General features: G+C 51.8%; 23 protein-coding genes. 3 read left to right on the top strand and 20 right to left on the bottom strand.

All coding sequences use genetic code 11. The features are described 5' to 3' along the window. Positions 1-14 precede the first annotated feature (14 nt). The 8 genes from nuoE to truC all read right to left on the bottom strand — a co-directional run bounded on the left by nuoE (position 15) and on the right by truC (position 7081). Entirely contained in the window at positions 15-488 is a 474-nt protein-coding gene (nuoE, locus tag HMPREF2560_RS02450; protein ID WP_004467713.1) for an NADH-quinone oxidoreductase subunit NuoE, read from the bottom strand. Then, positions 488-1744 (bottom strand): NADH dehydrogenase (quinone) subunit D, encoded by a 1257-nt coding sequence (gene nuoD, locus HMPREF2560_RS02445; protein ID WP_049332998.1) that lies wholly within the window; start codon positions 1742-1744, stop codon positions 488-490. The genes nuoE and nuoD overlap by 1 nt, the downstream gene beginning before the upstream one ends. After that, positions 1734-2327 carry an NADH-quinone oxidoreductase subunit C gene (locus HMPREF2560_RS02440; protein WP_070734951.1) on the bottom strand — a complete coding sequence of 198 codons (594 nt, stop codon included), beginning with the start codon at positions 2325-2327 and terminating at the stop codon, positions 1734-1736. The genes nuoD and HMPREF2560_RS02440 overlap by 11 nt, the downstream gene beginning before the upstream one ends. 12 nt (positions 2328-2339) lie before the next feature. Beyond that, positions 2340-2822, bottom strand: coding sequence for a NuoB/complex I 20 kDa subunit family protein (locus tag HMPREF2560_RS02435; RefSeq protein ID WP_002215610.1), 483 nt, complete (start codon positions 2820-2822; stop codon positions 2340-2342). Further along, a complete protein-coding gene (locus HMPREF2560_RS02430; RefSeq protein ID WP_070606431.1) occupies positions 2813-3169 on the bottom strand; it encodes an NADH-quinone oxidoreductase subunit A in 357 nt (118 codons plus the stop codon). The genes HMPREF2560_RS02435 and HMPREF2560_RS02430 overlap by 10 nt, the downstream gene beginning before the upstream one ends. A gap of 336 nt (positions 3170-3505) precedes the next feature. Then, on the bottom strand, positions 3506-4963 hold the full coding sequence (locus tag HMPREF2560_RS02425; RefSeq protein WP_070606434.1) for an oligopeptide:H+ symporter: 1458 nt from the start codon (positions 4961-4963) through the stop codon (positions 3506-3508). Positions 4964-5163: 200 nt separating this feature from the next. Next, positions 5164-6267 carry a peptide chain release factor 2 gene (gene prfB, locus HMPREF2560_RS02420; RefSeq protein ID WP_070606437.1) on the bottom strand — a complete coding sequence of 368 codons (1104 nt, stop codon included), beginning with the start codon at positions 6265-6267 and terminating at the stop codon, positions 5164-5166. Between the two features lie 97 nt (positions 6268-6364). Beyond that, positions 6365-7081: a tRNA pseudouridine(65) synthase TruC gene (gene truC, locus HMPREF2560_RS02415; RefSeq protein ID WP_070606686.1), complete on the bottom strand. Its 717-nt coding sequence runs from the start codon at positions 7079-7081 to the stop codon at positions 6365-6367. A 140-nt stretch (positions 7082-7221) separates the two neighbouring features. Here truC and HMPREF2560_RS02410 point away from each other — a divergent pair, with 140 nt between their 5' ends. Then, positions 7222-7950, top strand: a complete 729-nt coding sequence (locus HMPREF2560_RS02410) for an LOG family protein (RefSeq protein WP_070606439.1) — start codon at positions 7222-7224, stop codon at positions 7948-7950. A gap of 96 nt (positions 7951-8046) precedes the next feature. Here HMPREF2560_RS02410 and HMPREF2560_RS02405 read toward each other — a convergent pair whose 3' ends face one another. From HMPREF2560_RS02405 to sstT, 4 genes are all read right to left on the bottom strand, one after another. Continuing rightward, positions 8047-8538, bottom strand: coding sequence for a surface-adhesin E family protein (locus HMPREF2560_RS02405; RefSeq protein ID WP_070606441.1), 492 nt, complete (start codon positions 8536-8538; stop codon positions 8047-8049). 1 nt (position 8539) lies between these two features. Then, positions 8540-9187, bottom strand: a complete 648-nt coding sequence (locus HMPREF2560_RS02400; protein ID WP_070873676.1) for a hypothetical protein — start codon at positions 9185-9187, stop codon at positions 8540-8542. A gap of 126 nt (positions 9188-9313) precedes the next feature. Then, entirely contained in the window at positions 9314-11170 is a 1857-nt protein-coding gene (locus tag HMPREF2560_RS02395) for an ABC transporter ATP-binding protein (RefSeq protein WP_070873675.1), read from the bottom strand. A 228-nt stretch (positions 11171-11398) separates the two neighbouring features. Next, the gene (sstT, locus tag HMPREF2560_RS02390) at positions 11399-12622 is read right to left on the bottom strand and encodes a serine/threonine transporter SstT (protein ID WP_070646271.1); all 1224 of its coding nucleotides are present in this window, start codon (positions 12620-12622) and stop codon (positions 11399-11401) included. A gap of 447 nt (positions 12623-13069) precedes the next feature. On the opposite strand from sstT, the gene HMPREF2560_RS02385 reads away from it, so the two are divergent. Together HMPREF2560_RS02385 and HMPREF2560_RS02380 are read left to right on the top strand one after the other, a co-directional pair. Beyond that, a complete protein-coding gene (locus HMPREF2560_RS02385; protein ID WP_070606454.1) occupies positions 13070-14911 on the top strand; it encodes an autotransporter assembly complex protein TamA in 1842 nt (613 codons plus the stop codon). A gap of 80 nt (positions 14912-14991) precedes the next feature. Next, positions 14992-19140 carry a translocation/assembly module TamB domain-containing protein gene (locus tag HMPREF2560_RS02380; protein WP_070606457.1) on the top strand — a complete coding sequence of 1383 codons (4149 nt, stop codon included), beginning with the start codon at positions 14992-14994 and terminating at the stop codon, positions 19138-19140. Between the two features lie 238 nt (positions 19141-19378). Here the strand turns inward: HMPREF2560_RS02380 and HMPREF2560_RS11075 are convergent, their stop codons facing one another. From HMPREF2560_RS11075 to HMPREF2560_RS02345, 8 genes are all read right to left on the bottom strand, one after another. Then, positions 19379-19552, bottom strand: a complete 174-nt coding sequence (locus HMPREF2560_RS11075; RefSeq protein WP_094192861.1) for an anti-sigma factor family protein — start codon at positions 19550-19552, stop codon at positions 19379-19381. Positions 19553-19564: 12 nt separating this feature from the next. Beyond that, a complete protein-coding gene (locus HMPREF2560_RS02375) occupies positions 19565-20143 on the bottom strand; it encodes a sigma-70 family RNA polymerase sigma factor (RefSeq protein WP_063068580.1) in 579 nt (192 codons plus the stop codon). Positions 20144-20285: 142 nt separating this feature from the next. Beyond that, the gene (locus tag HMPREF2560_RS02370) at positions 20286-20972 is read right to left on the bottom strand and encodes an HvfC family RiPP maturation protein (RefSeq protein WP_070606460.1); all 687 of its coding nucleotides are present in this window, start codon (positions 20970-20972) and stop codon (positions 20286-20288) included. Then, positions 20962-21804, bottom strand: coding sequence for an HvfB family MNIO-type RiPP peptide maturase (locus tag HMPREF2560_RS02365; RefSeq protein WP_070606462.1), 843 nt, complete (start codon positions 21802-21804; stop codon positions 20962-20964). Before HMPREF2560_RS02365 ends, HMPREF2560_RS02370 begins: the two co-directional genes overlap by 11 nt. An 86-nt stretch (positions 21805-21890) precedes the next feature. Next, positions 21891-22208, bottom strand: coding sequence for an HvfA family oxazolone/thioamide-modified RiPP metallophore (locus tag HMPREF2560_RS02360; protein WP_003686668.1), 318 nt, complete (start codon positions 22206-22208; stop codon positions 21891-21893). An 83-nt stretch (positions 22209-22291) separates the two neighbouring features. Beyond that, positions 22292-22741: an HvfX family Cu-binding RiPP maturation protein gene (locus HMPREF2560_RS02355; protein WP_004519155.1), complete on the bottom strand. Its 450-nt coding sequence runs from the start codon at positions 22739-22741 to the stop codon at positions 22292-22294. Positions 22742-22963: 222 nt separating this feature from the next. Continuing rightward, on the bottom strand, positions 22964-25273 hold the full coding sequence (recQ, locus tag HMPREF2560_RS02350; protein WP_070873674.1) for a DNA helicase RecQ: 2310 nt from the start codon (positions 25271-25273) through the stop codon (positions 22964-22966). Positions 25274-25489: 216 nt separating this feature from the next. Continuing rightward, a complete protein-coding gene (locus HMPREF2560_RS02345; RefSeq protein ID WP_004519157.1) occupies positions 25490-25825 on the bottom strand; it encodes a zinc ribbon domain-containing protein YjdM in 336 nt (111 codons plus the stop codon). Between the last annotated feature and the right edge of the window lie 28 nt (positions 25826-25853).

Here is a 25853-nt window from a genome sequence, read left to right as displayed (position 1 = left end):
TATGTTCAGACGATCTATTCTAATTCTGCTAATTTTTTCTCAATCGCTTCTTCGGTCATAAAGCTGCACATGCTGTGGTTGTTGACCAGCATGACCGGAGCGTCGCCACATGCGCCCATGCATTCGCCTTCGACAAGGGTAAATTTGCCGTCGGGCGTGGTTTCGCCGTAGCCGATACCGAGTTTTTGTTTGAGGTATTCGCCGGTAGCCATACCGCCGCGCAGGGCGCAGGGCAGGTTGGTACAAACGGTCAGTTTGTATTTGCCGACAGGCTCAAGGTCGTACATATTGTAGAAAGTAGCGACTTCGTAGGCTTGTGCAGGCGAGATGCCGATATAGTCTGCAACAAAGGCAATGGTCTCAGGAGCAAGCCAGCCTTTTTCGGTTTGTGCAATACGCAATGCGCCCATAATGGCGGATCGGCGTTGGTCGGCTGGATATTTTGCCAACTCAATATCAATTTGTTTTAAGGATTCTGCGGATAACATTATCGGTCAACCTCCCCGAATACGATGTCCTGCGTACCAATGATGGCAACGACGTCGGCCAGCATGTGGCCTTTTGCCATTTCGTCCATGCCTTGCAGGTGGGCGAAGCCGGGTGCGCGGATTTTCAGGCGGTAGGGTTTGTTTGCGCCGTCTGAAATGATGTAAACGCCGAACTCGCCTTTCGGATGTTCGACAGCGGTGTAGGTCTCACCCTCGGGAACGTGCATACCCTCGGTAAAGAGTTTGAAATGGTGAATCAGGTCTTCCATACCTGTTTTCATTTCGGTACGTTTGGGCGGAGCGAATTTGTGGTTTGTGGTAATGACCGGACCCGGATTGACACGCAACCACTCGGAACATTGTTTGATGATGCGTACGGATTGACGCATTTCTTCCATACGGCAGAGGTAACGGTCGTAACAGTCGCCGTTGACGCCGACTGGGATGTCGAAATCCATTTTGTCGTACACTTCGTAAGGCTGTGTCTTACGCACGTCCCATTCTACGCCGGAACCGCGCAACATAACGCCGGTAAAGCCTTTTTGCATGGCGCGCTCAGGAGTGACAACACCGATGCCGACGGTACGCTGTTTCCAAATACGGTTGTCGGTCAGGAGGGTTTCGAGTGTGTCGATGTTTTTCGGGAAACGCTCGCAGAAGGCGTCGATAAAGTCGAGCATGGTACCTTCGCGGGATTCGTTGAGCTGCTTCAATACTTTGGCATTGCGGAATTTGCTGCTCTCGTATTTAGGCATGAAGTCGGGCAGGTCGCGGTAAACGCCGCCGGGACGGAAGTAGGCCGCGTGCATACGCGCGCCGGAAACGGCTTCGTACAAGTCCATCAGCTCTTCGCGATCGCGGAAGGCGTAGAGAATGGCGGTCATCGCACCAATGTCGAATGCGTGCGAACCAATGCCCATCAAGTGATTGAGGATGCGCGTTACTTCAGCAAACATCACGCGGATGTATTGGGCGCGGATAGGCACATCGATACCGGCAAGTTTTTCTACCGCCAAGCAATACGCCTGCTCGTTGACCATCATGGAAACGTAGTCCAAGCGGTCCATATAGGGCAGGGCTTGCAGATAGGTTTTGGTTTCAGCCAGTTTTTCAGTACCGCGGTGCAGGAGGCCGATATGCGGGTCGGCACGGACGATGGTTTCGCCCTCCAACTCCAAAATCATACGCAATACGCCGTGCGCCGCAGGGTGTTGCGGGCCGAAGTTGATGGTGTAGTTTCTTAATTTATTGGCCACCGTAGTTCTCCTCACGGACGATACGCGGCGTGATCTCGCGCGGCTCAATGGTAACAGGTTGGTAAATCACGCGTTTTTGCTCTTCGTCGTAACGCATTTCCACATAGCCGGAAATCGGGAAGTCTTTGCGGAACGGATGTCCGACAAAGCCGTAATCGGTCAGGATGCGGCGCAAGTCCGGGTGGTTGTTGAACATGATGCCGTACATATCGAAGGCTTCGCGTTCGTACCAATCCGCGCTGTTGTAAATATCGACTACGGATTCGACTACGGGGAAGTCGTCGTCTGAAACCCAGACGCGTACGCGGATGCGTTGATTGTTTTTAACGGAAAGCAACTGACTGACGACGGCAAAGCGTTTGCCCTGCCATACTTCGTTTTTGTAAGTGCTGTAATCGACACCGCACAAGTCAACCAAAAGCTCGAAACGCAACTCTTCATGGTCGCGCAATGCGGTCATGACGGAAATATAGTGTTCGGGCAGACACTCGACGGTAATCTCACCCAAAGCTGAAATGACTTTGCTTGCCTGATCGCCAAGCACGCCGACGACGGTGTCGTATAAGTTTTGAATGCTTGCCATATCGTCCTCTCCTTACTCGTCACGCGCGATGGTGGAAGTGCGCTTGATTTTTTGTTGGAGCTGAATCAGGCCGTAAATCAGGGCTTCCGCAGTCGGCGGACAACCCGGCACATAAACGTCTACCGGCACAACGCGGTCGGCACCGCGCACAACGGAATAAGAGTAATGATAATAGCCGCCGCCGTTAGCACACGAGCCCATAGACAATACCCAGCGCGGCTCGGCGAGCTGGTCGTATACGCGGCGCAGGGCTGGCGCCATTTTGTTGGTCAGCGTACCTGCCACAATCATCAGGTCGGCCTGACGTGGGGACGGACGGAAAATGATGCCGAAACGGTCAAGGTCATAACGCGCCATACCCGCATGCATCATTTCCACGGCGCAGCAGGCCAAGCCGAAAGTAACCGGCCACAATGAACCGGTACGCATATAGTTCAACACCGTATCCGCGCTGGTGGTGATGAAACCTTTTTTCAAAACGCCTTCTATTCCCATTCCAGCGCACCTTTTTTCCATTCGTAAATAAAGCCTACCGTCAGAACGACGATAAACACCAGCATAGACCAGAAGCCGTACGCGCCCAAATCTTTGAACACAACTGCCCACGGCAACATGAACGCGACCTCCAAATCAAACAGGATGAAGAGGATGGCGACGAGGTAATAGCGCACGTCGAACTTCATCCTTGCGTTTTCAAAGGCTTCAAAACCGCATTCGTAAGCCGCGTCTTTTTCGGCATAGTGATGTTTCGGGCCTAAAATTGTGCCGAGCAGAATAAACAGCACGCCGGCCGCAAGGCCGACGAGGATGAATACGAGGACGGGAAAGTAACTGGCCAACATGGTCGTACCTAACTGGTTGACAGACAAATCTTAAAAATAGATTACCATTTTATCGAATTTCAAAAGCCATTTAAAGGTAAATATCAGCAAATCAGCAAAAAAACCCTAATAAATTCAATAAAGTTATGAGAACAATTCTTATTCTTATTTAATATTTCGCAATTTTAATTTCAGTTTAATCATGTATCATTTAATTCGGGTTTTCCGCCTGTCCGATTTACTTCAAAAATATGGAAAACCACCCTTTTCCAAACCTCAATAAAAACATCAGGCCGTCTGAAAACTGATTCTTTTCAGACGGCCTGTATTTACATCACATTATTTTAAATAGAAAAATCAATCGACACCTTTGAGCATGCGGTTCAATACCGGGGCGAGTACCAGCAGGATACCGCAGGTTACCGCGCCGATGGTGGCCAGCATCCAGTAGAAATCCAATGGCGACTGAGCATTGTAGTAGTCTTTAAACAACACTCCGCCCAAGGTAAAGCCGATGGACAAAGCCAAGAAATTCAACGCAACCATTTGTGTTTTAAACATACTCGGTGCGATTTTGGTGGAAAACGACAACGAAATCGGCGACAGCATCAACTCGCCTATCGTAATCGCCAGCAACACCAGCATAAACACGATAATCGGCATCGGGGTCTCGGATGAAATATACGGAATGAAACACAAATAAGAGACGCCGGTTATCAACATGGCCAGCGCAAACTTCAATGGCGTTTTAGGTTGGCGTTTGCCCATTTTCGTCCACACCGCTGCCATCACGCCGGAGAAGAGAACCACCCACATGGCCTGTATCGAATCTTTCCATGAAACAGGCACGGTAAAGCCGAAGAAAGTACGGTCAACCGTTTCGTCAAAATAAACCGTTGCAACGGTGTACACCTGAAACCAAACCGCCCAGAACATACAAATGGTCAAAAACAGCGGAATATAGGCCATGATGTAACGTTTATTGGCCGCCTCAACCTGGCTGCTGCCCAGCAGGCGTGCGAAATAAGCGATAACAGTGATAATGACCACGCCCAAGAGCCAGCGTGAAAAGTTCTCAAGATTGAGCGCGCCGGAAGCAATCACGCTGCCCAACACCAAAACCAGCAACACACCGACAGCTATTGCAGTCTGTACCTTTTCAGGGCGCAACGGATTCGGAGCCGGCGTATGCGGCAGGTTTTTACGGCCGCGCGAATACCACAGCAGGCCAAATGCCATACCGACGGCCGCCGCGCCGAAACCGTAATGGAATCCCATTCTGTCTTGCAAAATACCGGTCAACAAAGGGCCTAAGAAACCGCCGATATTGATGGAAATATAGAAAATGGAGAAACCGGCATCACGCAATTCGCGCAGGTCGTCCCGTTCATACAAAGAGCCGACCATCGAACCGGCAGACGATTTCACGCCGCCGCTGCCCAGCGCGATAAACACTAAACCCAACAGCAATCCCATCAAGCCCGGCACAATCGCCAATAAAATATGGCCGGTCATCACGACGATACCGGCGATAAACAGGGTACGTTCCGCGCCCCAAATGCGGTCGGCCAACCATGCGCCGAGAATGGTGGACAGGTAAACGCTGCCGCCGTATGCGCCGACAATGCCGCCGGCCAAGGCTTTATCCATACCCAAACCGCCTTGATTCGCGGTGTAATACAGATAAATCAGCAGGATGCCCTGCATACCGTAGAAGGAAAAACGTTCCCACAGCTCAATATGGAATAGGGTGGATAATTGCAAAGGATGGCCGAAGAAAGTTTTCTCGGCAGAAGACAGCTTTTGACCGGACATTTAATAAGTTCTCCTAATATATCGGACAGGATCAGGCTTCAGACGGCCTATTGCACCTACCAATCATTTTTATAGAAACTATATATTACCGCCAATCTTTGCATTTGCAAAACATGTTTTAATATTTGCAAAATAATGTTTCTTTCAAACTGAAAAATGCCGTCTGAAATCTTTCAGACGGCCTGTTTATCTCTTACGGTTTACACACCTTGTTTCAGGCTGGCTTCGATGAAGCCGTCCAAGTCGCCGTCCAATACGGCTTTGGTGTTGCCGACTTCGTAGCCTGTACGCAAGTCTTTGATGCGTGAGGAATCCAAAACGTATGAGCGGATTTGACTGCCCCAACCCACATCGGACTTGCCTTCTTCCAACGCCTGCTTCTCTTCGTTGCGTTTGCGCATTTCCAATTCGTACAGTTTGGACTTCAACATTTCCATCGCAGCGGCTTTGTTGGCGTGTTGCGAACGGTCATTTTGACACTGCACCACAATCCCGGTCGGCTCGTGGGTAATACGCACGGCAGAGTCGGTTTTGTTAATGTGCTGACCGCCGGCACCGGATGCGCGGTAAGTGTCGATACGCAAATCGGCCGGGTTGATTTCGATTTCGATGGAGTCGTCGATTTCGGGGTAAACGAACACGGATGAGAACGACGTATGGCGTTTGTTGTTGGAGTCAAACGGCGAGTAGCGAACCAAGCGGTGAACGCCGGTTTCGGTACGCAACAGGCCGTAGGCGTATTCGCCTTCCACACGGATGGTGGCGCGGTTGATGCCTGCGATTTCGCCGTCGTCTTCTTCAAGGATTTCGATTTTGAAGCCTTTGCGCTCGGCGTAGCGGCTGTACATACGGAACAGCATACCCGCCCAGTCTTCGGCTTCGGTACCGCCCGCGCCTGCGGTGATGTCGATAAAGCAGTTGTTCGGGTCGGCAGGCTGGTTGAACATTCGTTTGAATTCGAGATCGGCCATTTGTTTTTCCAAACCGGCCACATCTTCCTGCACGGCGGCGAAACCTTCTTCGTCGTTTTCTTCGACGGCCATTTCAATCAGTATGCGGTTGTCTTCGATACCTGTGGCGATGTTGTCGAGGGTCACCACGATGCCTTCGAGGATTTTGCGCTCTTTGCCGATTTCTTGGGCGCGTTTGGGGTCGTTCCAGAGTTCCGGATCTTCGGAGAGGCCGACGACTTCTTCAAGGCGGTCTTTTTTGCCTTGATAGTCCATATAGACGCGGATGTCTTCGCTGCGCTTCTCCAAGTCGTTTAGGGTGTTGTTAAGCTGGTTGATTACTTCGGCTTCCATGATTCTTGTGTTCTTTCAAAATTTTAGGGGCGTATTGTAAGGGATTTGCCTGTTTTTTTCCATGACCGGGCCGTCTGAAAATGTGCAGTTTGGCTTTTCAGACGGCCTCGATTTTGAATTTTTCCATCCAAAGCCGCCAGTCGTTGTCTATCGGCGCTTGTACAGTCATCCGGCTGCCGTCTTCTATGCTTTGGAAACTGAGGCTTCGCGCGTGCAACATTAAGCGTTGCGTGCCGATATGTTCGGCAACGGCATGGTTTTGGCGCAAATCGCCGTAGTTGGTGTCGCCGACGATGGGGTGGAAAATGTGTTTCATATGGCGGCGGAGTTGGTGTTTGCGACCTGTGTGCGGCGTAAGTTCGGCCCACGAATAACGCGAGGTCGGATAACGCAGGGCGGATTGGAACGGCAACTCGGTTTGCGCCAGACAGCGGTAGGTGGTTTGCGCTTCCTGCAATGTGGCTTCGGTCTGCGCTTCGGCGATTTTGTCGGGCATATATTTGAGGGCGTAATCAATCAGGCCGTCTGAAGGCAGATGACCGCGAACAATCGCCCAATAAGTTTTTTCGATGGTTTTGTTTTCAAACTGCTGCGTCAATAACCGTGCGGCTTCGGTATCGAGTGCAAACAGCAAGACGCCGGAAGTCGGGCGGTCGAGGCGGTGGACGGGATAGACGTGCTGCCCGATTTGGTCGCGCAGGGTCTGCACGGCAAAACGGGTTTCATGTTTGTCTAACCAGCTTCGGTGCACCAGCATTCCGGCAGGTTTGTTGACGGCAACGGTGCGGCTGTCGCGGTGGATAATATCGAGCATGGCGGAGCAGTTGAATAAAAGCAGATATTGTAACGGGCTTTTGAAAATGTGGCAGGCACACTTGCCGCCGAAACCCAACTTTCAGACGGCCTGCCCCTTTCGGGTTACAATACTGCACATAAAAACACGAAGGAAAAGCCGTGAGCCTGCTCAAAAAACTGCCCAAACCCATGCTGCCCGACGAAACCCGCCGCGATATTCAGGCGCGCGAGTCGTATCATGTATTGAAAATTATTTCCGAATTTGTCGAAGCCGGCGAAGAGTTACGCGCCATTCAGCCAGCCGTCAGCATTTACGGCAGCGCGCGTACGCCTGAAGATCATCCCGACTACGCGTTCACATTGCGCTTGGCACGCAAACTGTCGGATGCCGGATTTTCCGTCATTTCCGGCGGCGGACCGGGCATTATGGAGGCGGCCAACAAAGGCGCATTTGCAGGCGTAAGCCCGGCGGTGGGGCTGAATATCGTGTTGCCGCACGAGCAAAAAGCCAATCCGTATCAGGATTTGTCGATTAAATTCCAACACTTCTTCCCGCGCAAAGTCATGTTCGTCAAACACGCCGTGGCGTATGTCGTTATGCCCGGCGGTTTCGGTACATTGGACGAATTGTTTGAAAGCCTGACTTTGGTGCAAACCGGCAAAACACCCGACCGCCCGATTATCTTAGTGGGCAAAGCATTTTGGGCGGGACTGTTGGACTGGATACGCGAGCAGTTGCTGGGCAGAAACCTGATTTTGGAAGAGGATTTAAACCTGATCCGCGTCATCGACGACGAAGACGAAATCATCGAAGAAATCTTCGCCCATTACGAAAACCGCTTGGAAGACTTGTCCGAACACCAAAATGCTTGGTCGCTGGGGCTGTAAAAAACTAAGGTTTCAACTAAAAAAGGGCGGTTATCCCACCTGCCCTTGCTTCATTAATAAAGGCCGTCTGAAAATGTTTTCAGACGGCCTTGAGATTTATCTTTTCCGACCTTTCTTTTGTTCCATTTTATCCAACGCTTTTCCCATATCTTCTAAAGCATTCGGATTACCACCAAAATCATGGCCGCCGACACTACACACAGTAGCAGATAGTATACTCATCGTCGAAATCTCTTTCATTTCAAACCGTTCAGATTCCCTTGGGATCTCATGCAATAATTTCCCTTTTCCAAAATGACGACTGTATAGCTTTACCGGCTCCGGATTCATAATATCAATCCTGTTCAGACAATCCAGATAGTGCTTCTCTATCATGGAAGTACCTGCCAAATTTTTATTCGTATCATCAAAATTAGTTATCACATCATATACTAACAAATTTGGATTGTGAGGATGATTTTTGATACTTTCCATATCTGCATAAACACGACTCTGAGCACCCTCCAGCATCGGCAAAAATCTTGGCTTATCGGCAAATACTGAGATTGGTAAACAAATTGTCATCAAAAAAACAGCTAACTTTTTCATTTTACTTTCCCCCGATTAGATCAAGTCGTTCACGACGAATCAGTTTATCATTCGGATAACCCTGAATAGTACAGATAAGAGAAGTTTTACCGTCACTCTCTTCCAATATCAGCGATTTTTCTACTGTATTTTTTGCAGGCATCGAACCAGACGTTGCTTGCATATTTGGCTGCCAACGCAAAGACTTATGACTATTAATAATAATTTGCGGAGAAGTCACAAAATCCTCTCCCATCGGTTTCAATCCCCATTGAGGGAACTTTGCTACCACATCAGCAGCCCGAGCTTTTTTAAGCTCGAACCCCCAGAAATAAAAAACAGGATTTTTACCCGTCTCATTAACCGGCAGTTCCGAATATTCTGCCGAAAAACTACTAAAATGTATGCCGTTTACTATTATCGGTTTATTGAAGATAACCTGTCTTTTCCCATCTTCATCGGCACTACCTAACTGAAAACGTGCAGTCTTTCCTACTTTCTCAATCGGAGCATATTTACTCGATTGCTCCTGCTTGTTTTTCAAGATATCAAACATAGATGCATCACATTTTACAAATGCATTCAGCAACTCTTCTTCCGCACTTCCTGCCCATGCATTGGTTGTAAGTGCAAGTACAGCCATACTCAAATATTTGATAGATCGTTTCATATTGTCTTTCTAAAGTTAGCGTAGATTATCGTTGAATTACCCAACCATTTTAATTCATGACATCAAATTAAGCACGATATAAATTATTGTTTTTTTCAGACGGCCTTTTATCTTCTTTCAAAGCGTTTAATTGTTTTCCCACTCGACATGCTCACTCAAGAAGCCGCCGCTTTGGTGCGCCCAAAGTTTGGCATACAGGCCTTGTTTCTCGAGCAACTCGGTGTGGCTGCCTTCTTCGATGATGCGGCCTTTGTCCAAGACGATGAGGCGGTCCATCGCGGCGATGGTGGAGAGGCGGTGGGCGATGGCAATCACGGTTTTGCCTTCCATCATTTTGTCGAGGCTTTCTTGGATGGCGGCTTCGACTTCGGAGTCAAGCGCGCTGGTGGCTTCGTCAAGCAATAGAATCGGCGCGTCTTTAAGCATAACGCGGGCGATGGCGATGCGTTGGCGTTGGCCGCCGGAAAGTTTCACGCCGCGTTCGCCAACGTGCGCATCATAGCCGCGTCGGCCTTTGGCATCGCTTAAGTTAGGAATAAAACCGGTGGCCTCGGCGCGTTCGGCGGCAGAAATCATTTCGGCTTCGGTCGCATCGGGACGACCGTAGATAATGTTGTCGCGCACGGAGCGGTGCAGCAGGGAGGTATCTTGCGTCACCAAACCGATTTGGGCGCGCAGACTTTCTTGGGTAACGCTGTCCACGTTTTGGCCGTCGATCGAAATCGTGCCGCTTTGCGGTTCGTAAAAGCGCAGGAGCAGGTTGACGATGGTGGATTTGCCCGCGCCGCTGCGGCCGATCAAGCCGACTTTTTCGCCGGGTTTGATGTTCAGATTAAAGCCGTTGAGGAGCGGTTTGCCTGCTTCGTAGGAGAAATCGACGTGATCAAACTTGATTTCGCCTCGGGTGACTTTAAGCGGCAGGGCTTGCGGTTTGTCGAGGATGGTGTGGGGTTTGGACAGGGTAGCCATGCCGTCGTTGACGGTACCGATGTTTTCAAACAATCGGGCGGATTCCCACATGATGTATTGCGACAAACCGTTCACACGCAATGCCATGGCCGTGGCGGTGGCTACCGCGCCTACGCCGACTTGGCCGTGATACCAAAGCCAAATACCCAAGGCGGTCGTGCCTACGGTCAGCGAGCTGTTGACGATAAAACTGCAAGTATACAGCAGCGTTGCCAAACGCATTTGGGCATGGACGGTTACCATAAACTCTTCCATTGACTGCTTGGCATAAGCGGCCTCGCGTGCGCCGTGAGAGAAGAGTTTGACGGTGGCGATATTGGAATAGGCGTCGGTAATGCGGCCGGTCATCAACGAGCGCGCATCGGCTTGGCGTGCAGCGGTTCTGCCGAGTTTGGGAATCAGGAAGCGCATAATCATCGCGAATCCAATCATCCAGCAGATAAACGGCACGATAAGCCAGGCATCGAATGAGGACAGAATCACACCGGAAGTGATGAAGTACACCAGCACATACACAACCATATCGGCAACGGTCATCACCACATCGCGCAACGCCAGCGCGGTCTGCATGACTTTGGCGGACACACGTCCTGCAAATTCGTCCTGATAAAAGCCTAGGCTTTGTCCCAGCATCAGGCGGTGGAAATTCCAGCGCAGGCGCATGGGGAACACGCCTTGCAGGGTTTGCAGGCGCACACTGGACGCGAAAAAGGTCCAAACGGCAAAAAATGCCACCATGGCCATCATGCCGATTAATGCATGGCCTTTTTCAGCAAAAAGTGTTTGCGGTGTATACGCGCCGAGCCAGTCGACCACCTTGCCCATAAATTGGAACATCAAGGCTTCCATGATGCCGACGCCGACCGTAAACACGGCCAACACGGCGATCCATTTGCGCACGCCTTCAATATTGCTCCAAATAAACCGCCACAACCCTTTTTCTGGCGTTTTCGGCGCGGCTTCTGGATAAGGGTCGATGCGGGACTCGAACCATGAGAATATTTTTTTAATCATTGTTTTTGCAAATGTGATGAGACGGTCAGGCCGTCTGAAAAGAGGTGTTCAAATACATTCAAGACTGTATTTTACGGGAAAAATCCAACTGATGACAGCGGATACCGTCAGTCCGACCAAACCAATCTATCGGCTTGGCCATCTAAAAATCCCTTTTCCTTTTCCCAAAGCAAAGGCCGTCTGAAACTTTTCAGACGGCCTTTGCTGGATTTAGGTTGCCCTTAAAAATCACTCTTTACGTTGACGGCCCAAATCGGCAGCGGCAGTAAACAAAACGTCGGTGGAAGAGTTCAACGCAGTTTCTGCAGAGTCTTGAATCACGCCGATGATGAAGCCGACGGCAACCACCTGCATGGCCACATCGTTATCGATACCGAACAGGCTGCACGCCAAAGGAATCAGCAGCAACGAACCACCAGCCACACCGGATGCACCGCACGCGCTGACGGTAGCCACCAGGCTCAACAGCAGGGCGGTGGCGAAGTCAACCGTAATGCCTTGCGTGTGCGCCGCAGCCATCGCCAAAACGGTAATGGTGATTGCCGCACCGGCCATATTGATGGTTGCACCCAATGGAATGGAGATAGAGTAAGTGTCTTCGTGCAGGCCAAGTTTTTTCGCCAATGCCATGTTCACAGGGATATTGGCGGCGGAAGAACGGGTAAAGAAGGCATACACGCCGCTTTCGCGCAGGCAGGTAAACACCAGCGGGAAAGGATTGCTGCGGATTTGCGTCCACACAATAATCGGATTGACCACCAAAGCGATAAACAGCATACAGCCGAGCAATACGGCCAACAGCTGCATATAGCCGGCAAGCGCTTCAAAACCGGTTTCCGCAATGGTAGAGGACACCAAGCCGAAAATACCCAGCGGCGCAAAACGGATAATCCATTTCACAACGGTCGAAACGGTATCAGCCAAATCGGCCGCCACTTGGCGGGTCGTATCCGAACCGTGATGGCGCAAAGCCGCACCCAATATCAGGGCCCAAGCCAAAATGCCGATATAATTGGCATTAGCCAGTGCGTTAATCGGGTTGGCCACCAAATTCATCAGCAGCGTTTTCAATACTTCGACAATGCCGGAAGGCGGCGCAACGGATACATCGCCTGCCGCACGCAGAATCAGCGTGGTCGGGAATGCCATGCTGGCGACAACCGCCACCACAGCCGCTGCGAACGTACCGAAAATATACAAAATCAAAATCGGTTTTATGTGGGCCTGATTGCCTTTTTGGTGTTGCGCAATGGCGGCAGTCACCAAAACAAATACCAAAATCGGTGCAATAGCCTTAAGCGCACCGACAAACAGGCTGCCCAGCAGTCCTGCGCTGATACCGACTTGCGGCGCAACTGCGCCCACAAGAATACCTAAAACCAAGCCGATGGCGATTTGCACCACCAGGCTGACGCTGTTGATCGCGTTTAAAAGCGGATTGCCACTTGCCATATCCGTTCCTTCAATTTAAAGATATGTTAAAAAAGTCTTACATTCTAAAATAAAAAATCATTTGTCGGCGAGGTTTTCATGCACACCTCACAAAAACAGCATTAAAGTTTAGCATTTATGACACAGTTGGCACTTTATGCCAAAAATACAATCAAACCTGCTCAAATCCTACTTTCAAGCATACCCATACCGTTGCCTTATCCCTCTATAATCTTGATTTCAGACGGCCTGAAATCTGCGCCATAGAGCCGAATATAAAGGTAACTTCATCAGTCAAAACACAAAACATAAATATTACAATCAGATAGAAACAAACCAAAATCCGCCCTTACGTCGCCTTTTGCAACGTCATCGCGCTAAATTTCCGTTTACAACCATAGCCTGAAAGCTTGCAGAAATAATGTTAAAATCCCCAAACTGAAGAATTGTCGCTGTCGAACACACATCATGACCAAACTGACCTACCCTGTTTTATTTGCATCATTGGCGCTCGCCTACGGACACGCGTTGGCAGTAGATACTTCCGTTCCCAAAGCAGAAGACTACGAGGCTATTCCCGAATCTGAAATGCCCAAGCAGCCCAAAGACGACCAAACAGGCAAACTCAAGCCCAAATTCCCCGTCAAAATCGACACCCAAGACAGCGAAATCAAAGAAATGCTTGAAGAATACCTGCCGCTGATTACCCAGCAGCAGGACGAAGAGCTGGACAAAGAGCAGGTCGGCTTCCTCGCCGAAGAGGCGCCCGACAACGTCAAAACGATGCTCCGGACCAAAGGCTACTTCAACAGCAACGTCAATATTCAAGACCACGGCGAAAGCTATACCGTCAACGTCACCCCCGGCCCGCGCACCAAAGTCGACAACGTCAGCGTGGCCATCCTCGGCGACGTATTGAATGATGACAACTTGGCCGAGTACTACCAAAATGCGATGGAAAACTGGCAGCAGCCCATCGGCGAAAACTTCGACCAAGACGGCTGGAGTGCAAGTAAAACCTCCGTCCTCAGCGCGGTAACACGCAAAAAATACCCTTTGGCGAAACTCACTACCACCCAAGCCACCATCAATCCCAATACCCAAAAAGCCGACTTGAACGTCATCGTGGAGAGCAACCGCCCCATTTACTTCGGCGATTTCCAAATCACCGGCGCACGCCGCTACCCTGAGAGCGTGGTTTCCGGCATGGCGCGCTTCCAACCCGGTTCGCCTTACGACTTAGACAAAATCCTCGACCTGCAACAGGCGCTCGAACAAAACGGCCACTACTCCGGCGCGTCCGTACAGGCCGACTTCGACCAACTGCAAGGCGACCGCGTTCCCGTCAAAATCAACGTGACTGAAGTCAAACGCCACAAACTGGAAACCGGTATCCGCTACGACTCCGAATACGGAATCGGCGGCCGCATCGCCTACGACTATTACAACCTCTTTAACAAGGGTTATATCGGTTCCATCGTTTGGGACATGGACAAATACGAAACCACGCTGGCCGCCGGTATCAGCCAACCGCGCAACAACCGCGGCAACTACTGGACCAGCAACGTTTCCTACAATCGCTCGACCACGCAAAACCTTGAAAAACGCGCCCTGACCAGCGGTATTTGGTATGTCCGCGACCGCAACAATATTGATGCACGCTTCGGCCTCGAATTCATTACCGAAGACCGCAAAGTCCCCAACACCAGCTACGATTTGGGCCGAAGCCATGCCACCATGCTGACCGCCTCATGGAAACGGCAAAGCATCGAAACCGAGCTGCACCCTCAAAACGGCTATTACCTCGACGGCAAAATCGGTACAACTTTGGGCAAACTCCTCTCCTCCACCCAAATGGCACGCGCCACGGCACGCGCAGGCTATTTCTTCACGCCTGAAAACAAAAAACTCGGTACATTCATCGTACGCGGACAGGCAGGCTATGTTTATGCCCGCGAAGGCGAAGAAGTGCCGTCCAGCCTGATGTTCCGCACCGGCGGCGCAACTTCCGTACGCGGTTACGAACTCGACAGCATCGGCTTGGCAGGCCCCAACGGCTCCGTCCTGCCGCAACGCGCCTTGGTGGTCGGCAGCCTCGAATATCAATTCCCGGTTACCAAAAGCTTCTCCGGCGCCATCTTCCACGATGTCGGCGATGCGGCGAGCAACTTCAAACACATGACCTTAAAACACGGTACCGGCTTGGGCGTGCGCTGGTTCAGCCCGGTTGCACCGTTCTCCTTCGATATTGCCTACGGCCATCACGACAAAAAAATCCGCTGGCACATCAGCTTGGGCACAAGGTTTTAAAAAACATACTCACCATCCATTCCTTCAGACGGCCTCAGCCATTTCAGGCCGTCTGAACAACAGACAAACAGAAAAATATCATGACCGATACTGCAAACACTTCCACGCCGTCTGAACAACAGCCTGCCCCGCCAAAGCGCAAAAAACGCCTGTTGCGCGGCTTTGTCCTGTCCGCCTTGGGCGTATTGACCGTTTCCGCCGGCGCGATCGGCTGGCTGGTTGGGACGGAATCGGGTTTGCGTTTCGGTTTGTACAAAATCCCGTCATGGTTCGGCGTCAAAATCTCCTCGGATACGCTGAAGGGCACGCTGATTGACGGGTTTGAAGGCGACAAATGGTTGATTGAAACAGAAGGTGCGGATGTCAAAATCAGCAGCTTCCGCTTTGATTGGAAACCGTCCGAGCTGACCCGTCCGTCCTTGCACATTACCGAAGTCGTGGCCGGCGACATCGCCATCGTGACCAAACGCACGCCGCCTAAAGAAGAAGAGCCTTCAAAAGGCCTGCCCGACAGCATAGACCTGCCCGTTACCGCCTATCTCGACCGTTTGGAAACCGGCAAAATCAGCGTAGGCAAGCGTTTTGACAAGCAAACCGTCTATCTCGACCACCTACACGCAGCCTATCATTACGACAAAAAAGAACACCGCCTCCACATCAAAACTGCCGATACGCCCTGGAGCAGCTCGACAGGCGCGGTAGTGCTTGGTTTGAACAAACCCTACGTCCTCAATACCGCCATTTACACCAAAGGCCAGCTTGAGGGCGAAACCCTACATGGTACGGTGCGCCTGTGGGGCAGCCTGCAAGACGTATCCACCGACTTGCTGCTCGATAGCGACAACGTTCATTTATCGGCCAAATCCACCATTCACCCATTCGCCGACAGCCTCAATGAAACCGTCGGCGAAATCCTGATTAAAGGTTTCAATATCAATCCGCAGGCCTTCCTGCCCAGCCTGCCTAAAGCGCGCCTAAATTTCGACGCTACCACCATTCCGTCGTTTACCAACGGCGTTGCGTTGGAAGGCTCGATTGACTTGGAAAACGACCAAGCCGGTTTTGCCGATGAAAATCATATCCCCGTCAAACGCATCCTCGGCGAATTCATCGTCGACGATAAAGGCACGGTCATGATTGAAGACATCGGCGTCGACCTGCTCAAAGACGGCAGCATCGATGTATCCGGCTCTATCGATACCGCCCAAGACCAGCTCAAACTCGCACTGGGCATCAACAATACCGGCGCAGACGACTTTGTCCGTCAAAATATCGCAGGCCGTCTGAACGGCAGTATCGACGTCAAAGGCGAAACCTCCTCCCCCGTCGTCAACTGGAATCTCGACAGCGGATTTGCGCGTACAGACGGCATGCTGTTTTTCCAAACCGACAAACAGCTCGGCCAGCGCACGCTCAAGCTCGACAAAGTCCGCCTGGTTCCGCAAAACGGCGGCGAACTCAATGCCAAAGGCTCGCTCGAACTCTTCAAAGACCGCAAACTGCAACTGGACATCGTCAGCAAAGCCTTCAACCCTGCGCGCATCGATCCGCAGCTTCCGCAAGGTAGCGTCAACGGCAACATCAACTTGACCGGCATACTGGCGCAAGAAAAATTCGCCGGCAAAATGCAGTTTGCACCGAGTACGCTCAACGGCGTTCCGCTCAGCGGCAAAGCCGACGTCGCCTATGAAAACAAACACCTCTCGCGCGCCCTGACCGACCTGACCCTCGGCAGCAACATCGTCAAAACCAACGGCAGCTTCGGCAAAAAAGGCGACCGCCTCAACCTCAACATTACCGCCCCCGATTTGTCGCGTTTCGGCTTCGGCTTGGGCGGCCTGCTCAACGCGCGCGGCTACATCTCCGGCAGTTTTTCAGACGGCCTCAAAACCCTTGAAGCCGATTTGAACGGCGAAGCACGTAACTTCAAAATCGCCGATACCGTCAACATCCGCACCCTCGACTTCAAGCTTAAAGGTTCGCCCGACACCAACCGTCCGTTGAGTGCCGATATTAAAGGCGAACACATCGCCGTCTCAGGCGGCGCGGCCCTGATCGACAACGTCAACCTGCTCATCAGCGGCACAGGCTCGCACCACCACATCCGCGGCAACAGCAGCATGGCGGTGGACAACAAACGCTACAAGCTCGACCTCGACGCCACCGGCGGCCTCAACAAAGACCAAACCCAATGGAAAGGCACGGTTGACACGCTCGACATCAACGGCGCGTTCAACCTCAAACTGCAAAACCGCCTCAACCTCGAAGCCGGCAGCGAACGTGTTTCCCTCAGCAGCGCACGCTGGGCGGCCATGGGCGGCAGCCTCAACCTGCAAAATTTCGTTTGGGACAAGAAAGCCGGCATTACCAGTAAAGGCAGCGCACAAAATCTGCACATTACCGAATTGCACAACTTCTACACTCCGCCCATCGAACACAACCTCGTCTTGGGCGGCGACTGGGATTTGGCGTACAGTCAAAACGCGCGCGGCTTCCTCAACATCAACCGTCAAAGCGGCGACATCATCCTGCCGGGCAAAGACCCGAAAAACAAACAGCCTTTGGGGCTTTCCGCACTCGCCCTGCGTACCCGTTTCCAAAACGGCCGCATCGACAGCACGCTGGAAGGCAACACCCGCTTCGGCAAAGTTGACGGCACGCTCGGTATCGCCCAGCAGTTCGGCAACAACATCAACAAGGCCCCTGTCAGCGGCAAAGTCAATATCAGCGTTCCCGATTTGGGCTCGCTCAAATCCTTTATGCCGGCGACAGCCCAAGGCATTGCAGGCCGTCTGAACGCGACCGCCACCATCGGCGGCCGACTCGGTTCGCCTACCGTCAACAGCAACCTCGACCTCCAAACCAATTACGGCCGGGCCGACGGTACCGTCAACATCGGTCAAGGCACCAGCTTCGATACCGCCCCTCTGAGCGGCAAACTCAACCTGAACGTTGCCAACCTCGAAGTCTTCCGCAACTTCCTGCCCGTTGGCCAAACCCTCAAAGGCCGTCTGAACGCCGCCGTCAACTTGGCAGGCCGTCTGAACGATCCGCAACTGAGCGGCCTGATTAACGGCGACAACCTCTATTACCGCCATCAAACCCAAGGCCTGATTCTCGACAACGGCGTATTGCGTTCACGCCTGCAGGGTCAAAAATGGGTGATCGACAGCCTCAAATTCCACCGTGGCGGCACGATTGAGCTCAAAGGCGCGGTCAACCTTGCCAACGCCAACCCCGATGTCGACGTGGACATCGTCTTCGACAAATACCGCACCCTCTCGCGTCCAAACCGCCAACTGCAGCTCTCCGGCGCGGCCAAAGTCCTCTACAATCCGGAAAAAGGCGTATCACTCAACGGCACGCTCAACACCGACTACGGCAGGTTTGGTTCGCAAAAATCCTCCATGCCGACCCTCGATGACGACGTGGTTGTACTGGGCGAAACCAAAAAAGAAGCAACGGCCACCACGCCGATTAATATGAACCTTGTCTTGAACATCAACGACAATGTCCGTTTTGTCGGCTACGGCGCAGACGTTACCATCGGCGGCAAACTGGCCATCACATCACATCCGGGCGAAGCCGTCCAAGGCGTCGGTACCGTGCGCGTTGTCAAAGGCCGCTACAAAGCCTACGGCCAAGACCTCGACATCACCAAAGGATCGGTTTCCTTTGTCGGCCCGCTGACCAATCCAAACCTCAACATCCGTGCCGAACGCCGTCTCTCCCCGGTCGGTGCAGGTGTCGAAGTCCTCGGCAGCCTCAACAATCCGCGCGTGACCTTGGTTGCCAAGGAAGCCATGAGTGAAAAAGACAAACTCTCCTGGCTCATCCTCAACCGTGCCAGCAGCGGCAGTGACGGCGACAACGCCACGCTCTCTGCGGCCGCCAGCGCGCTGCTTGCTGGCCAAGTCAACGACCGCATCGGCCTTGTCGACGATTTGGGCTTTACCAGCAAACGCAGCCGCAACGCCCAAACCGGCGAGCTCAACCCTGCCGAACAAGTCCTGACCGTCGGCAAACAGCTCACCAACAACCTCTACGCAGGTTACGAATACGGCATCTCCAGCGCCGAACAATCCGTCAAACTCGTGTACCAACTGACCCGCGCCATCCAAGCCGTTGCCCGCATCGGCACGCGCTCCTCCGGCGGCGAGTTGAAATACACCATCCGCTTTGACAACTGGTTCGGCAAAGACGAACCCGAGCCGGAAGAACAACACTAAAAGCCGTGAAAAAGGCCGTCTGAAATTCATCTTTCAGACGGCCTTTATCTTGTTCTACCGTATTAGAATCTTCAGCCATGCCTCAAAAAACAAAGGCCAACGGCGCAAGTTTGAAAATAAATGCAGCTAAAAAAGTGAACGGCAAACCATGGCTTATTCAAGGTTAGCGATAAATAAAGCAGATGCAAAAAGGCCGTCTGAAACTGACAGGGGCAGGTTTCAGACGGCCTTTTTTTAATTATCGAAATATCTTGTGCATGGCGTTGCTGATTAATTCGAGCTGTTTCTTATATTCGCGGCAACGGGGGCAGAGCGACAGGTGCACGGCAAGGGCAATGCGGTTAAAAAGACTGAGACGCACTTGGTCTTGCTGTTTGGAAATCAGATCGGTCATTTTGCGGCATTTTTTCATGGCGTTTTCCTGTCAGGCATGGGAGAACCATTTGATTTGCAGGCACTGGCGCAAGGTTTCGCGCGCGCGGTGCATGATGGTGTGATAGTTGGCATGGCTGATGCCGCATTGCTCGCGGATTTCATCGCTTGAAAAACCGAGAATTTCTTTCATGGTAAACACGCGGGCGGTGTTTTCCGGCAGATGGTAGAGGCAGGTCTGTAAAACTTGGTAGAACTCTTTATTGTTCAAACTGGCTTCGGGCGAGTCCCAACCCTGAGGTTGTCCTTCATCCGTCCAATGCCCGTCAGCGGCAAAATGTCCTTCAAAGGCTTCATCCAAGGCTTCCTCGTCGCGCGTGACGAAAACTTGGCGTTGCCGTCCGATTTGGCGCAGGCAGTCGGTAATTTTGTTTTTTAAGATTGCAAACAGCCAGCTGCTCACTTGGGCGTCGCCTTTGAAACCCTCGGCCGCACGGTAGGCAGAAAGCATGGTTTCCTGTACGAGGTCTTCCGCCAAATCGGGGCGGTCGGGCAGCTGGATATGGGCAAAGCGCAACAGCAGTTTGCGGGATTCGGCAAGCTCGGCATCGGTCAGTTCGGGTAGAGCCATAATGTATCAGTATGAAAGGAATGATCAATATACTTTTGATTTTACGCTGATACGGCAAGAGCATGCGATTGAATCTATAAACGATTTCAGTAGTATTTTTGTTTCGCCGAAACCGACTGCGTCCGTTTCAGACGGCCTTGGTTTATGCCGCAACCAAAATGCCCTGTTCCCGCCAATCCGTCCATTTCTGCCTTAATGCGTCCTGCCAAGCGTTTTCAGACGGCATGAACTCTGCCAGCATGGTTTGCAGGCCATTTAGGGAAGTGGGCGTTTCTGCCAGCGTTTCCAGCAATAAGGCGTCGAATCCATCAAGCATTTGGTACATCACGTCGTCTTCCTTATCGCGCCACACCAAAACGGCAGTTTCCGCCTCCTGCAATTCGTCCGTCACGTCATACTGATAACGGCGCACAAAGGCGGCGGGAGAAAGGGTGTAGGCCAAATCGTCTGAATCGGCATGGGTTGTTTGGCTGTCGGTTTGAGCGGTTTCGGCAAGCAGCTGGGTGTGTTCAAAGTCCATCAATGCCAAGAGGTCGTCTGAAAGCGGCAGGCTTTGGCAATATCGGAGGAACTCGCCGGGGATTTCTTGAAAATAGGGCGTTTGTGCGCGCGCGTCGCGGACGAAACCTTCTTTCAGACGGCCCCATTCTTCGCTGTCAAAGTATTGCAGCGTTTCGGTATAACAGCGGTCGATAAAGCTGTGAATATTGTTGCGTATCAGGCGGATATAGACGTTCAGGCGCTCTTGCGGCAATCCGTCTGCGGCTTTGCCTTCGCGTATGGCTTGGGCAAAGCGGTGTTGGTATTGGGCAGAGGTTTCAGGCTGCACGGCGGTATTCCTTTCCGGCACGCGTTTGATAGTCGGCGATTTTGGCGACTTCAGCTTCGAGTTCGGCAAAAGGCGGGAAATTGAAATCGCGTTCCAGCAGGGTGGGCGGAATCGTCGGCAGTTTGGCATAGGCGAGTTCGAGCAAATCCCAAACAGTCGGCAATACTGCGGCGCCGTGGGTATCAATCAACAATTCGGGCGTTTCCACGTCATGTCCGGCAATATGGATATAGCACACGCGCTCTGCGTCCACATTTTCTAAAAAGGCTTCAGGCGACAACAGGCCGTGGTTGACGGCGTTGACATAAATATTGTTCACATCCAAATGAATACCGCAGTCGGCTTCACGGGCAACGGCGTTGAGGAACTCAACCTCGTTCATCTCGGCAAGCGGAGAATGCAGATAGTAGGAGGTGTTTTCCACGGCAATACGGCAGCCCAACCGGTCTTGCACTTCGCGGATACGCCGCGCGGTATGCCGCACCATCTCTTCAGTGAAGGGCAGCGGCAACAGGTCGTAGAGATGACCGCCATCATGGCAGTAGCTCAAATGGTCGGAGAAAAACGTGCAATCGTAGCGGCGCATCATTTCTTTGATTCCGTCTATCAAGGCAGTATCCAGCGGGGCCTGTCCGCCCAGCGACATGGATAATCCGTGCAACGCCAGCGGCAGCCGCTCTGCCACGCGGTCAAACTGTTTGCGCGCCCTGCCGCCCATTTTCAGCCAGTTTTCGGGGGCGGCTTCGATAAAGCGTATCGGGCTGTCGTCTGAAAGCGAGAGGAAGTCTTCCGCCAAGTCGCGGCGGTAGCCCAAGCCTGCGTGTTGAATCATGGTGATGTCCTGTTATGATGCCGTATGAACGACAAAGTCGCATTTTTGTTTATAAAATGCGACTTTGTTAAAGGTATGTTGCAGGATTATTTAGAACCGCATTTACCTTCGCCGCATTTGCCTTCTACTACTTTGGCAGCTTTGGCTTTAGATGCTTTGCCTTTTTTGGCGTGAGTTTTTTCCACGGTTGAACCGCATTTGCCTTCGCCACATTTGCCTTCGCTTGCTTTAGAAACAGCGCTTGCACCGCATGAACCTTCACCGGCTTTAACCGCACCGCAAGAGCCTTGAGCAGATTTCTGAACACCTGCTTTGCTGCTTAACGGTTTATCAGCGGCAACAACGCCGGCAGCCAGAGACAGGGACAGCGCACCGGCCAAAGCAGCAGCTACATTTTTTTTCATTTTAACTTCCTTTTTAGAATACGAGTTTAAATAAATCAAGGGATAATATCGGGCATTTAAAGTCGGCCCGCGACCGTTAATCCTTAAAGAAAATGCTTGATACGACAACAGCGTTTCTTCAGCAGGGCATCCAAAGACAGACGGCCTGCGCCCTGCAATAGGACAGGAAATAAAACCACCAAATAAATCAGTGCTATTTTATAACCGTTGTCGCACACATTGTACCCCAAGCCGGCATGTACCGCAGACCATGCGACAGCCGTTACGACCATCAATCCCAGCGCGGACAGCCGCGTTGCCAAGCCGACGATGAGCAGCGCAGGCAAAACCAGTTCCGCCCACATGGCCAAATTCCAGTTGACCGTATCCGACAACAAATTGAACGGAAAGGGAAATTGACTGTTTATTTCTGCAAACCAGTTTTCCCCGTTCCATTTTTCCAAACCGGACTCAAGAAATTCATACGCGGCAAAAAGCCTGAGCGTCAACAAACCGAAAGCAGCCTGCCAAGAGGGGTTGGATGAGGTGTTCATTTATTTTCCTAATCAATGTGTGTTGAATGGGATGGGACGAAAAATCAATCGGCACCATCCCATATTTCATGCCTGTTTAGACGCGGCAGCTTTAAAAAACTGACGAAATAAATAAAGTTATTTTCTTATTCATTGTTTTATAAAGATTAAAAATTCAAAAGGCCGTCTGAAACACCATGCTTGATTGGGTTTCAGACGGCCTTTAATGATGAACGCGGTCAATCAATCCGCTTGTTTACACAATTCGACAATTTCTGCGCCGTATTTGTCGATTTTCTCCTCATTCATGCCGTGGATTTCCGCCAACTCCGCCAAATCTTGCGGCCGTCGGGCGGCAATCGCGCGCAGGGTAACTTTGCTGCATATCTGATAGGCTTCGAGGCCTTCATGGCGGGCAGTATCGATGTTCCACTGAAGCAGACGGCGCATCAAACGGCGTTTGCGTTTATCCTCTTCGCTCAGGCCGTCTGAAAACGGGCGGCAGATGTTTAAAATGCCCTCGCCGTATTGCTCGATACGTTTTTCGCCGAGTTTATACACGCCTAAAAGGTCGATGGGTTCGGCAGGCGTATTGGTCAGCAAATCGTCCATGCTTTCGTTGGAGAATACCGTTCCCAGCGTCACTTGATCGGCACTTGCCTGCTGCTCGCGCCAAGTTTCCAAAACCTGTTTTAAGGCCTGTTCGCGCTCGCCCAAGCTGTGGATAACTTGTATATTATCTGTGGAAACTGTACCGGCTTCGGCCGTTTCGCAAACGTCGAGTATCTCCAAACCGAATTTATTGATTTTCGCCTCACCCAGGCCGTAGATTTGATGTAAATCTTCCAAACTTCGGGGCATTTTTTCGACAATATCGCGCAGGGTTTTGTCGCCGCAAACCACATAGGCCGGTACTTCCTCCGCCTGGGCGCGTTGTTGACGCCATTGGCGCAATGCCTGCCACAAACGCTCTTCGCGCTCGGTGCGCAACCAATCGTCTTTCGGCTTTTGGGTGGCCGTTTTTTCGCGGCGCAGGGGACGCAACATGACTTCGGTTTCGCCCTTGAGGACTTTTTTGGCCGCTTCGGTCAGCTGCAAGGCTTGATGCTGCTCGACGTTGACGGTGAGATAGCCCAAGCTGATGCACTGGCGGATGACACTGCGCCATTCCTTGTCAGTCTGTTCGCTGCCGATGCCGAATGTGGATAACTTGTCATGGCCGTTGCGCAGTATCCAATCGTCGCTTTTACCGCGTAAAAGGTTGGTGATGTAACCGGCGGCAAAGCGTTGTCCGGCGCGGTACACGCAGCTGAGTAATTTTTGCACCAACACCGTGCCGTCAAACCGCACGGGCGGATGCAGGCAGTTGTCGCAATGGCCGCAGGGTTCGGATTCTTCGCCGAAATGTTTGAGCAGCAGTACGCGGCGGCAGGCGGCGGTTTCGCAGACGGAAAGCATGGCATCGAGTTTTTGCATTTCGATTTGCTTTTGCACCTCGTCGCTGTTGCCTTCGGCAATCCGTTCGCGCAGCAACACCCAATCGTTCAAGCCGTAACACAGCCAGCTCACGGCAGGCAGACCGTCCCGGCCGGCGCGCCCCGATTCCTGATAGAAATGTTCGACACTTTGGGGCATATCGAGATGGGCGACAAAGCGCACGTCGGGTTTGTCTATGCCCATGCCGAACGCCACGGTCGCCACCACAATAATATTGTCTTCATGCGTAAAGCGGCGTTGGTTTTCCTCGCGCACGTCCATGCTCAAACCGGCATGATACGGAATCGCCTCCAAGCCGTTTTCACACAAAAACTGAGCCACATCCTCGACTTTTTTGCGGCTTAAGCAATACACAATGCCGCTTTGCCCATACATCTGCTTGCGGATGAAATCCAGCAATTGTTTTTTGCCATTATTTTTTTCGATAACCTGATAATAAATATTCGGACGGTCAAAGCTGGAAATAAATTCGGGCGCATTGTCCAAGTGCAGATAATGCTTGATGTCGGCGCGCGTGGCCGCATCGGCGGTAGCGGTCAGGGCGATGCGCGGGACGTTCGGATAGCGTTCGGCAAGCATGCCGAGCTGTTGATATTCGGGGCGGAAATCGTGTCCCCATTGGCTGACACAATGCGCCTCATCAATGGCAAACAGACTGACGGTTTGTTGGTCGAGAAAACGTAAAAAGCGGTCGGTAACCAAGCGTTCCGGTGCGACATAAAGCAGTTTCAGACGGCCTTGGGCAAGTTTGTCGGCAATCTCGCGCGCCTCATCTGCCGATGTGCTGCTGTTGACTGCCGCCGCTTCAATCCCGGCCACATGCAGGCTGGCCACTTGGTCGTTCATCAGCGCAATCAGCGGCGATACAACAACCGCCACGCCTTCGCGCATCAGCGCCGGAATCTGGTAACACAAAGACTTGCCCCCGCCCGTCGGCATCAGCACCATCAAACTCTCGCCGCCGGCCAAAGCATTGACGATAGCCTCCTGCTTGCCACGAAATTCGGGATAACCGAATACTTCGTGCAAAATCTGTTTGGAGGTCGGCTGAAGCATAATGGTTCCGTAGAATAGGGGAAAGCGTTATTTTAACGGTTTTACACCCGCGTATGTGCGGAACATTTTGCCGCCGCTTTTTCAGACGGCCTGAAATTCAACTCTATTAAAGTTATTTAATTTTAAATAAAGATTTATTTTGTTTTAAATGAAATGCACAAAGGCCGTCTGAATCCTAATCTTCGGATTTCAGACGGCCTTTCAAAAATAAAATCTTTAGGCTTTTTTGACGAACTCAGATTTCAAGTTCATCGCGCTGCCATCGATTTTGCAACCGATATTGTGGTCGCCCTCTTGCAGGCGGATGCCTTTGACTTTGGTGCCTTGCTTGATGACCATAGAGCTGCCTTTGACTTTCAGATCTTTAATCAAGACAACCGTATCACCATCTTGCAATACCGCGCCGTTGGCATCTTTGACTTCCAAGGCATCATCGCTTGCAGCCGCAGCATCGGCCTCGTTCCACTCATGGGCGCACTCAGGGCAAACGTATTGGGCACCGTCTTCGTAAGTGTATTCGGAGTGGCATTTCGGGCAGGAAGGTAGGGACATGAGGTTTCCTTATAAATATGATAAAAGA

This window comes from Neisseria sp. HMSC078H04, assembly GCF_001838135.1.
In the GTDB taxonomy this organism is placed as follows: Bacteria; Pseudomonadota; Gammaproteobacteria; order Burkholderiales; family Neisseriaceae; genus Neisseria.
This window is presented reverse-complemented; position numbering and strand designations above follow the sequence as displayed.

What these genes read in the sequence shown, in the direction of transcription:
- recQ (WP_070873674.1), bottom strand. Translation starts at nt 25,273, where the DNA reads ATGCTTCAGCCGACCTCCAAACAGATTTTGCACGAAGTATTCGGTTAT.
- HMPREF2560_RS02435 (WP_002215610.1), bottom strand. Translation starts at nt 2,822, where the DNA reads ATGGGAATAGAAGGCGTTTTGAAAAAAGGTTTCATCACCACCAGCGCG.
- HMPREF2560_RS02375 (WP_063068580.1), bottom strand. Translation starts at nt 20,143, where the DNA reads ATGGCTCTACCCGAACTGACCGATGCCGAGCTTGCCGAATCCCGCAAA.
- prfB (WP_070606437.1), bottom strand. Translation starts at nt 6,267, where the DNA reads ATGGAAGCCGAAGTAATCAACCAGCTTAACAACACCCTAAACGACTTG.
- HMPREF2560_RS02355 (WP_004519155.1), bottom strand. Translation starts at nt 22,741, where the DNA reads ATGAACACCTCATCCAACCCCTCTTGGCAGGCTGCTTTCGGTTTGTTG.
- sstT (WP_070646271.1), bottom strand. Translation starts at nt 12,622, where the DNA reads ATGGCAAGTGGCAATCCGCTTTTAAACGCGATCAACAGCGTCAGCCTG.
- HMPREF2560_RS02440 (WP_070734951.1), bottom strand. Translation starts at nt 2,327, where the DNA reads ATGGCAAGCATTCAAAACTTATACGACACCGTCGTCGGCGTGCTTGGC.
- HMPREF2560_RS02345 (WP_004519157.1), bottom strand. Translation starts at nt 25,825, where the DNA reads ATGTCCCTACCTTCCTGCCCGAAATGCCACTCCGAATACACTTACGAA.
- nuoE (WP_004467713.1), bottom strand. Translation starts at nt 488, where the DNA reads ATGTTATCCGCAGAATCCTTAAAACAAATTGATATTGAGTTGGCAAAA.
- HMPREF2560_RS11075 (WP_094192861.1), bottom strand. Translation starts at nt 19,552, where the DNA reads ATGAAAAAATGCCGCAAAATGACCGATCTGATTTCCAAACAGCAAGAC.
- truC (WP_070606686.1), bottom strand. Translation starts at nt 7,081, where the DNA reads ATGCTCGATATTATCCACCGCGACAGCCGCACCGTTGCCGTCAACAAA.
- HMPREF2560_RS02395 (WP_070873675.1), bottom strand. Translation starts at nt 11,170, where the DNA reads ATGATTAAAAAAATATTCTCATGGTTCGAGTCCCGCATCGACCCTTAT.
- HMPREF2560_RS02405 (WP_070606441.1), bottom strand. Translation starts at nt 8,538, where the DNA reads ATGAAAAAGTTAGCTGTTTTTTTGATGACAATTTGTTTACCAATCTCA.
- HMPREF2560_RS02360 (WP_003686668.1), bottom strand. Translation starts at nt 22,208, where the DNA reads ATGAAAAAAAATGTAGCTGCTGCTTTGGCCGGTGCGCTGTCCCTGTCT.
- HMPREF2560_RS02430 (WP_070606431.1), bottom strand. Translation starts at nt 3,169, where the DNA reads ATGTTGGCCAGTTACTTTCCCGTCCTCGTATTCATCCTCGTCGGCCTT.
- HMPREF2560_RS02380 (WP_070606457.1), top strand. Translation starts at nt 14,992, where the DNA reads ATGACCGATACTGCAAACACTTCCACGCCGTCTGAACAACAGCCTGCC.
- HMPREF2560_RS02385 (WP_070606454.1), top strand. Translation starts at nt 13,070, where the DNA reads ATGACCAAACTGACCTACCCTGTTTTATTTGCATCATTGGCGCTCGCC.
- HMPREF2560_RS02365 (WP_070606462.1), bottom strand. Translation starts at nt 21,804, where the DNA reads ATGATTCAACACGCAGGCTTGGGCTACCGCCGCGACTTGGCGGAAGAC.
- HMPREF2560_RS02425 (WP_070606434.1), bottom strand. Translation starts at nt 4,963, where the DNA reads ATGTCCGGTCAAAAGCTGTCTTCTGCCGAGAAAACTTTCTTCGGCCAT.
- HMPREF2560_RS02400 (WP_070873676.1), bottom strand. Translation starts at nt 9,187, where the DNA reads ATGAAACGATCTATCAAATATTTGAGTATGGCTGTACTTGCACTTACA.